Genomic DNA, 8,555 nt, shown 5'->3' with positions numbered 1-8,555 from the left:
GATCATGACGGCAATCACCTTTCCGACCAGACCGCCAAGGCGCTGACGGCGGCAAGCCAGATCGGCCCCGATGTGCATGTGCTGGTTGCCGGCAAGGCTGCCAGGGCTGCGGCCGATCAGGCGGCAAAACTCTCCGGCGTCTCCAAGGTGCTGCTCGCCGAAAGCGACGCGCTTGCCAACAATCTCGCCGAACCGCTGGCCGAGCTGATCGTCTCGCTTGCCGGCTCCTATGACACGATCGTCTCGGCGGCCACCTCGGTCGGCAAGACGGTGCTGCCGCGGGTGGCAGCCCTGCTCGATGTCGCCCAGGTCTCGGAGATCATCGAGGTCGTCTCCGCCGACACCTTCAAGCGGCCGATCTATGCCGGCAACGCCATCCAGACGGTGCAATCAAGCGATGCCAAGAAGGTGATCACCGTGCGCACCGCTTCCTTTGCCTCGGCAGCGGAAGGCGGTTCGGCAACGGTCGAGGCGATCCCGGCCGTCTCCGATCCGGGCTTGTCGCGTTTCGTCTCCGATGCACTGTCGGCGTCGGAACGTCCGGAACTGACCTCGGCCAAGGTCATCATCTCGGGCGGCCGCGCACTCGGCTCGGCCGAGAAGTTCAGGCAAGTCATCCTGCCGGTGGCCGACAAGCTCGGTGCTGCCGTCGGCGCCAGCCGTGCTGCCGTCGATGCCGGTTATGCCCCGAACGACTGGCAGGTCGGCCAGACCGGGAAGGTGGTGGCGCCCGATCTCTATATCGCCTGCGGCATCTCCGGCGCCATCCAGCATCTGGCCGGCATGAAGGATTCGAAGGTGATCGTCGCCATCAACAAGGACGAGGAGGCGCCGATCTTCCAGGTTGCCGACTATGGCCTCGTCGCCGATCTGTTCGACGCACTGCCGGAACTGCAAAAGGCGCTCTGAGCGAGGAGACCGAACGTGGCGCGAGCGGTGGGACGTCCAATCAGACCTGGTGCCGACCTTCTCCTGAACGACGAGGAAAAGCCGGCCTATATCAGGCTGCACGACATCGGCAGGGAAAGGCGTCCTCGGCCGCTGCAGGAGTTCCTCAACGACGTCGGCGGGCTGATGCTGTCGGCGGAAGCTCCAGCCGTTGCCAGTTTCGTTGCCGGCAAAGTTCTCCAGAGGCTGCTCAAGACAGGCAAGGTGCGGCCGGAGGGCGACCCCCTTCCCGGCGTGCCCGGAGGGCTGGATGACGCCATCGGCCATCTGGCAAAATCCGGACGAAAATATGAGGCGATCGCCGGCCAGTTCAAAAGTCTCGCCGACAAACTGCTGTGGCGACGTGGCCGGACCGGCCCCTTTGCCAGCCTGAACTTCGGCAACACCCACTCCCACGCCGTCCTGATCGGTCCGGGCGGCCTGGAGGAGCGGGCCGATCTCCGGGTGGGCGTGATCTATATGGATCGCTACACGCGCTTTCCCGATCATGTTCAGACGCAGCCGCGTGCCTTCATTCTGCTTTCGCCGGGCGAAATCTGCCTCGACGATTCCCAATGGTTTTCCGCCGCGACCGGAACAGTTTTCGCGAATGATGCGGGGCAATCCTTTGCAATAAGATGTACGGCCCAGCCGCTTCTCGCGGTCTGGTGTCAGGTCGAGCCGGGATAACGAGGATGAGGCGGAAGCAGATCGTTCGATGTCTAGGTCGTAGCTCTGCATATCTCGCTATCGAAATGATTTAATAGAAAGGATTATCAAATGGACGTTCGCGCCGCCGTAGCCGTTCAGGCTGGAAAACCGCTTGAAGTGATGACCGTGCAACTGGAGGGGCCGAAGGCTGGCGAAGTGCTGGTGGAGGTCAAGGCGACGGGCATCTGCCACACCGACGATTTCACCCTGTCGGGCGCCGATCCGGAAGGTCTGTTCCCCGCCATCCTCGGCCATGAGGGCGCCGGCATCGTCGTCGATGTCGGCCCGGGCGTGACCTCGGTCAAGAAGGGCGACCATGTCATTCCGCTTTACACGCCGGAATGCCGCGAGTGTTATTCCTGCACATCGCGCAAGACCAATCTCTGCACCGCCATCCGCGCCACCCAGGGCCAGGGCGTGATGCCGGACGGCACCTCGCGCTTTTCGATCGGCAAGGACAAGATCCATCACTATATGGGCTGCTCGACCTTCGCCAATTACACGGTGCTGCCGGAGATCGCGCTCGCCAAGATCAACCCCGACGCGCCCTTCGACAAGGTCTGCTACATCGGCTGCGGCGTCACCACCGGCATCGGCGCCGTCATCAACACCGCCAAGGTCGAGGTCGGATCGACGGCGATCGTCTTCGGGCTTGGCGGCATCGGCCTGAACGTCATTCAGGGCCTGCGCCTTGCCGGTGCCGACATGATCATCGGCGTCGATATCAACCCGGATCGCAAGGCCTGGGGCGAGAAGTTCGGCATGACGCATTTCGTCAATCCGAAGGAGGTCGGCGACGACATCGTGCCCTATCTGGTCAACATGACCAAGCGGGGCGGCGACCTGATCGGCGGCGCCGACTACACCTTCGACTGCACCGGCAACACCAAGGTCATGCGCCAGGCGCTGGAGGCCAGCCATCGCGGCTGGGGCAAATCGGTCATCATCGGCGTTGCCGGCGCCGGCCAGGAGATCTCGACGCGGCCGTTCCAGCTGGTGACCGGCCGCAACTGGATGGGCACCGCCTTCGGCGGCGCGCGCGGCCGCACCGACGTGCCGAAGATCGTCGACTGGTACATGCAGGGCAAGATCCAGATCGATCCGATGATCACCCACACTATGCCGCTCGAAGACATCAACAAGGGCTTCGAGCTGATGCACAAGGGCGAAAGCATCCGCGGCGTGGTGGTCTATTGAGAATGAAAACGATCGCGATCGATAAGTCTTACGGCGGCACTCAGGGCGTCTACGTCGAACGCTCCGAGGCCTGCGACTGCGACATGACCTTCGCGGTGTTCGTGCCGCCGCAGGCCGCCGCGGGCAAGCTGCCGGTTCTGTGGTATCTGTCCGGCCTGACATGCACGCATGCCAATGTCACGGACAAGGGCGAGTATCGGCGGCTTGCCGCCGAACTCGGTCTGGTCATCGTCTGCCCGGATACCAGCCCCCGCGGTGACCACGTTCCCGATGAGCCCGACAACTGGCAGTTCGGCAAGGGTGCGGGCTTTTATGTCGACGCCACTGAGCCGCCCTATTCGGCCAATTACCGCATGTACAGCTATATCGTCGACGAGCTGCCGCGGCTCCTTGCTGCGGAATTTCCGGTCGACATGGACCGCCAGGGGATTTTCGGTCACTCGATGGGTGGACATGGCGCGATCACGATCGCGCTCAAGAACCCGGATCGCTTCCGGAGCTGCTCGGCCTTCGCGCCGATCAGCCATCCCTCGGTTTCCGGCTGGTCGAAGCCGGCCCTGCGGAAATATCTCGGCGCCGACGAGGCGACCTGGCGGGCCTATGACGCCTGCTCGCTGATCGAAGACGGGCATCGCTTTCCCGAACTGCTCGTCGACCAGGGAACGGCGGATAGCTTCCTGGAGGATGGATTGCGCCCCGACGAGCTGAGACAAGCCTGCGAGGCGGCTGATATCAACCTCAAGCTTCGCATGCAGGAAGGCTACGGCCATTCCTACTTCTTCATTTCGACATTCATGGAAGACCATCTGCGCTGGCATGCGCAGAGGCTGGGAAAATAATTGCAGAGCTCGGCCGGGCATAACGCGAACGGCCAGGGAGGGAAGGAGAGAAGCAATGACCAGCATAGCCATACATCCGGCAGTGGATTCAGGCTTTCGAGCGGCTGACGCTGCTTTCGCAGGCGGAACGCTTGTGTGCAATTGCGCGAGCAATCCGGTCAAGGTCAGGGTCAAGGGTGATATCGCCCACAATCATGTCTGCGGCTGCACCAAGTGCTGGAAGCCGAAAGGTGCCGTCTTCTCCGTCGTGGCTGTAGCGCCGACCGAAAGCGTCGAGGTGCTGGAAAACGGCGACAAGCTTACAGTCGTCGATTCCACAGCTTTGATCCAGCGGCATGCCTGCAAGGAGTGCGGCGTGCATATGTACGGGCCGGTCGAGCGCGAACATCCGTTCCAGGGATTGTCCTTCGTCCATCCGGAGCGCTTCCAGGAGGGCGGCTGGGCAAAGCCGACCTTCGCAGCCTTCGTATCGTCGATCATCGAAAGCGGATTCAACCCTTCGAAGATGGACGCCGTCAGAGCGCAGCTGAAGGCGTCGGGGCTCGAGCCTTATGATTGCCTTTCGCCTGGCCTGATGGACTATATCGCTACCTGGACCGCCAAGAAGAGCGGCGTCCTGGCGGCCTGAACCTTCCGGGGAGCGCTGGCGTGCCAGCGCTCCCCGGTCGAGTTTGGGATCGATAGATCGCGCACGACGGCTCTCGATTCGCGGCTCGCGGCTACGGCAATTCGCCTCGACGTTCGCCACAACCAGTGGCCCGTGATGATGTCACGCGTCGCGGGGGGATCGTTCATGTCCCTCCGGCCTCAGTTCGGCACCGGGATGACATCAGCGAAATGTTCAAAATACTCCCTTGCGCTGCATCATCCAATCAGACGGTGACGATGGCTTACCGTATGCCATCACCTCGGGACATCGCGCTTTCGAGCGGACTCCGAGAAATGATCGACGGCGCGATCAGGATGCTCGATATCGCGGCTTCGACCAATGCGTCGAACGGTATCGTGGTATTGATAATCGTGATGAACTCTTTGGCTCACTTTGCGGAGGCTGGACGCGGGTCATCGGCCACAACAGCATTTGTGTTGACGACCGCGATCCGCTGGCGCACGTTTTTCAGCTCAGATGAGCGCATTCAGAAACGGTGATGAGATGAATATGCGACCCGGGCAGCATCGGCAGGCAGACGGCGCCGCAAAACCCGCCGCCCGGCTCAAGGTTGGGTTCGTTCTGTCGCGATCGTTCACGCTGTCGGCCTTTGCGCTGTTCGTGGACACGCTGCGGCTTGCGAGCGACGAGCAGGATCGTTCCGGACGGGTGCTTGCCGACTGGCAGGTGATCGGCAGCACGCGGCACCTGATTACCTCGAGCTGCGGCGTCCAGGTCGCTCCGACGTCGGACTTCGTCGATCCCACGCGGTTCGATTACATCGCCGTCGTCGGCGGCCTTCTGACCGTCGAGAATCCCGTCGACCAGCAGACCATCGCCTTCCTCAAGCAGGCGGATGCCAAGAAGGTGCCGCTGATCGGCGTGTGCACCGGTACGTTCATCCTTGCCGCCGCGGGCCTGATGACGCGGCATGAATCCTGCGTCAGCTGGCTGCATTACAAGGAGTTCCGCGAGCGGTTCCCCGAACTCAGTGTTCGCTCCGACCGGCTCTTCAATCTCGATCGCCAGCGCGGATCCTGCGCCGGCGGCAGCAGCAGTGCCGATATGGCGGCGCTGCTGGTCAGGAAATACATCAGCCGCGATGCCGAACGAAACGCGCTCGAAGTGCTGCAGATCGAGAAAGCCCGCGCTCCGGCCGACATTCAGCCCCGGCGTCCCCTGTATGACGATTACGACGATGCCCGCGTCAAGGCGGCGATGATCACCATGGAACAATTCGTCGACGGCAGCATGCCGATCGAAAAGCTCGCCGCCATGGTCGGGCTCTCGCGGCGCCAACTGGAGCGGATCTTCATCGAGAAGACGGGCATGTCGCCTGCCAAGGCCTATAACCGTGTCCGCATGGAGCGGGCAAAATCGATCCTTGCCCAGTCGAAGGCGCCACTCATCGAGATCGCGCTCGACGTCGGTTTCGAAAACGCCTCGCAATTCACGAGAACGTTCAAGCGCACGTTCGGGCAGACGCCTTCTCAGCATCGTGCCGCGGCTTTGCGAACGCATTGAAGCGGCAGTGCTTAAGATTATCGTCGCCCGCAATCTCGCCGCCGCCTGGCTGACGGCATCGCTGCATGGTTGATCACAGGCCGAGCCCGGGCGTTGCGGTCCGGTGCACGCCCTTGGGGACGAAGGCGAAGTGATCCACAAGGCCGAGGAAATCGGCTGCCAAATGGATGACCGAAAGCCACATCTCCGTTCCCTGCAGACTCGGCTCGGCGCCATCGGCGAAAGGGAAACCTTCGCCGTCCCGCCATCTGTCCACGGCCCTCGTTATGAGATTCGGGCAATCGCCTAGCCATCGGCCCGCCGGTAATCGGTCTGCCGGGCAATCAGCAGCAGCGGATGGACCGTATCGAGCAGGTTGCAGGCATTGTATTTCGCGCCGACAAAACCCTCATGGTCACGATAATTGAGATGTACCGTTTCGAGCGCGGCGCGCGGGTGCGGAAGCGCAATGCCGAACTGCGCATAGGTGCCGCGCGTCAGTCGATAAAAGCCGTTCACCGGCTGGAGCCATCCCTCCAGCGCCGTCGGCTCGCCCCACAGGCCGGTGACGCTGTTGACATTGCGGGTCAGCCATTCGAACAGCGCCTGCCGTGATTGCCGGATGCCGAAATAGCGGGCGTTGAAATACATGGCTGTGCCGATCGCATCGACGACGCTGCCGGCATGCCACGCCCGGCTTTGCCAGGGCAGGGCGCTCAGCCATTCGTCGAGCTCTCCGGCATCGAGCTCGACTGCTCGGACAGGGTGCGGCGGATGTGAGCCGAGCAGTTCGAGCGCATAGCCGACCGATAGAACATTGTAGAGCGCCTTCGAATCATCCCTCAGCAGCATCCCATGCGAACGCGCATGGTCTTCCGGGAAAAGGCCGGTCTCCCGGTCCTGCAGTCCTTGAAGGCGCTCGGTAGTCTCCGACGCATCGAGCTCGGGCGGCAGCTGGCCGAAGCCGGCGGCGATTTCGATCGCATCACACAGGTGCCGGATCGCCGGCCGCCTGACGCCGTCCGCTTCCAGCGATTCATAGGCTCCGTCTTTTTTCAAAAGGGCGAGAATATCCGGCCAGTGCTCTTGCGCCTTCTCCCCGAGCCTCAGCAATTGTTTATTCGATGTCTCCAGCGCCGGTTTCCTGGCCGTCGAGCCTCGGCTGCGCAGCACCCGGGCAGGCACGCCGCCGGCAATCGCCATGCTCGCAATGTCCCCGGTCACGACCGCACCGGCGGCTATGACGGCGCCGTTTCCAATCGTGACACCATCGAGGATCACGCAATTGGCGCCGATCCAAACATCGTCGCCGATGACGATGCCGAGGCTGACGAGGCCCTGGCGGTGTATCGGCAGATCAGGATCATCGAAGCCGTGATTGAAGCCGACGATCGACGCATGCGAAGCAATGCGGACACCATTGCCGCAGTTCACCTTGCCGGAAATGCAAGCATAGGGATTGACGGAACAATCGTCGCCGAGGGTCACGTCGCCGCGCACGAGCGCGTGCCCCGCAATCCACGACCGCTCGCCCATCGCCAGGCTTTCGGTGAAGATCGCGGCATTCTCGGCGATATAGGAGGTCTCGGCTAGTTCGGCGGCGCATGATCGCAGGAGCGCTGCCTTGCGGGCGAGGTGAGCGGAGTGATCGAGGTCCGACGCGATGCGCTCCCAGGGAAGATATTGCAGCCGGCGCGCTTCCCTCTCCTCGCTCACCGATGCCTTCGGGCTGTTGGCGTGATTCATCCTGCTCCTCACAGGTTCGGTCGCCGAAGACTTGTTTATGTCAAGCCATCCATCTCCCGGCGGTATCAGACCCCGTAAGCGGTTCGCACGCAAGATGCAGAGGATGGACCGGTCGCTGGCCAGTTGCCTCGATGCGGTCGTTGCGCGATGCCTGCAGCGTGACTTACATGGCGGTCGGCTCCAGAGTGCCGAACCATGCCACCAGGCCGACGACTGTGAGCGCCAAGACGATTTCGACAACGGTGCCGATCCTGAGTGCCGTCACAGCTCCATGAGACCAGGAGAGTTTTAGCACGAGCACATACCTGTGGAGAATCGCCAGTCCGGTCATCGACAGGACGAGCAGTATCTTCAGGGAAAGCAGAAACTGATAGACAACGGACCAGTCGAGCGGAAAACCGCCGATGATCATGAACATGTTGCCGGCGCCGGAGATCAAAACCATGCCGACGGCGATGTGGCCTGCCGTGGAGAAACGGACGAGCGCCGTCGTCGCGTCGCGGCCGGCCTGGTGATCGGACAACAGCGGCAGAATGAGCGCGACCGGGATCAGCGCGCCGAACCAGGCGCCTCCCGCCAGGACATGGACGATATCGTTCGCCCGATGCAGGGCACGAAGCCAGCCGGTATTCATGGCGGCATGGCCACTCGCGGCTAGACCCGCCAGCAAGAATCCCGCGGCAATCGTCATGCTGGCGGCCCGCAGTCGCATGGGTACCGCGACGTATGCGAGAAAAAGCGCGGCGGTTCCTGCCCCCTGCCACATCCACGCCGTGCCGATCGTGGTGCCGAAAAGAACATCCAGCATCGCACCGAAATCAAATGCGTCGGCCCAGTCCCCACTGAGGAGCGCGGACCTGATCGGGAGGGTAAGGACCGTAGCAGCGACAATGCAGCCGACCGCAAAGGCTCGTGGCCAAGATTGCCGTGTCCAGATATCCCCAGAAAGTCAGGCGGGAACGAGCAGCCACAGATATGCGCAG

Annotated in this window: 8 protein-coding genes and 1 pseudogene; 7 read left to right on the top strand and 2 right to left on the bottom strand. The window is 62.5% G+C overall.

Going from position 1 to position 8,555, the window contains the following annotated elements; all coding sequences use genetic code 11:
• From PH551_RS20375 to PH551_RS20345, 7 genes are all read left to right on the top strand, one after another.
• A partial coding sequence (locus PH551_RS20375) for an electron transfer flavoprotein subunit alpha/FixB family protein (protein ID WP_285194644.1) occupies positions 1-909 on the top strand: 909 nt, incomplete at its 5' end.
• A gap of 15 nt (positions 910-924) precedes the next feature.
• Positions 925-1,617, top strand: a complete 693-nt coding sequence (locus PH551_RS20370) for a dimethylsulfonioproprionate lyase family protein (RefSeq protein ID WP_285194643.1) — start codon at positions 925-927, stop codon at positions 1,615-1,617.
• 90 nt (positions 1,618-1,707) lie between these two features.
• The gene (locus PH551_RS20365; RefSeq protein WP_285194642.1) at positions 1,708-2,835 is read left to right on the top strand and encodes an S-(hydroxymethyl)glutathione dehydrogenase/class III alcohol dehydrogenase; all 1,128 of its coding nucleotides are present in this window, start codon (positions 1,708-1,710) and stop codon (positions 2,833-2,835) included.
• Positions 2,836-2,837: 2 nt separating this feature from the next.
• Positions 2,838-3,674, top strand: coding sequence for an S-formylglutathione hydrolase (fghA, locus tag PH551_RS20360; RefSeq protein ID WP_285194641.1), 837 nt, complete (start codon positions 2,838-2,840; stop codon positions 3,672-3,674).
• A gap of 55 nt (positions 3,675-3,729) precedes the next feature.
• Entirely contained in the window at positions 3,730-4,302 is a 573-nt protein-coding gene (gene gfa, locus PH551_RS20355) for an S-(hydroxymethyl)glutathione synthase (RefSeq protein WP_285194640.1), read from the top strand.
• Positions 4,303-4,616: 314 nt separating this feature from the next.
• Positions 4,617-4,823 carry a hypothetical protein gene (locus tag PH551_RS20350; RefSeq protein ID WP_285194662.1) on the top strand — a complete coding sequence of 69 codons (207 nt, stop codon included), beginning with the start codon at positions 4,617-4,619 and terminating at the stop codon, positions 4,821-4,823.
• A 10-nt stretch (positions 4,824-4,833) separates the two neighbouring features.
• Positions 4,834-5,847 (top strand): GlxA family transcriptional regulator, encoded by a 1,014-nt coding sequence (locus tag PH551_RS20345; RefSeq protein ID WP_285194659.1) that lies wholly within the window; start codon positions 4,834-4,836, stop codon positions 5,845-5,847.
• A gap of 73 nt (positions 5,848-5,920) precedes the next feature.
• Here PH551_RS20345 and PH551_RS20340 read toward each other — a convergent pair.
• Positions 5,921-7,572: pseudogene (locus tag PH551_RS20340) on the bottom strand (acyltransferase).
• A 163-nt stretch (positions 7,573-7,735) separates the two neighbouring features.
• On the bottom strand, positions 7,736-8,509 hold the full coding sequence (gene copD, locus PH551_RS20335; RefSeq protein ID WP_285194658.1) for a copper homeostasis membrane protein CopD: 774 nt from the start codon (positions 8,507-8,509) through the stop codon (positions 7,736-7,738).
• Between the last annotated feature and the right edge of the window lie 46 nt (positions 8,510-8,555).

Source organism: Rhizobium atlanticum (genome assembly GCF_030182485.1).
In the GTDB taxonomy this organism is placed as follows: domain Bacteria; phylum Pseudomonadota; class Alphaproteobacteria; order Rhizobiales; family Rhizobiaceae; genus Rhizobium.
The sequence above is the reverse complement of the archived record's forward strand: the minus strand, read 5'-3'. Positions and strand labels throughout refer to the sequence as shown.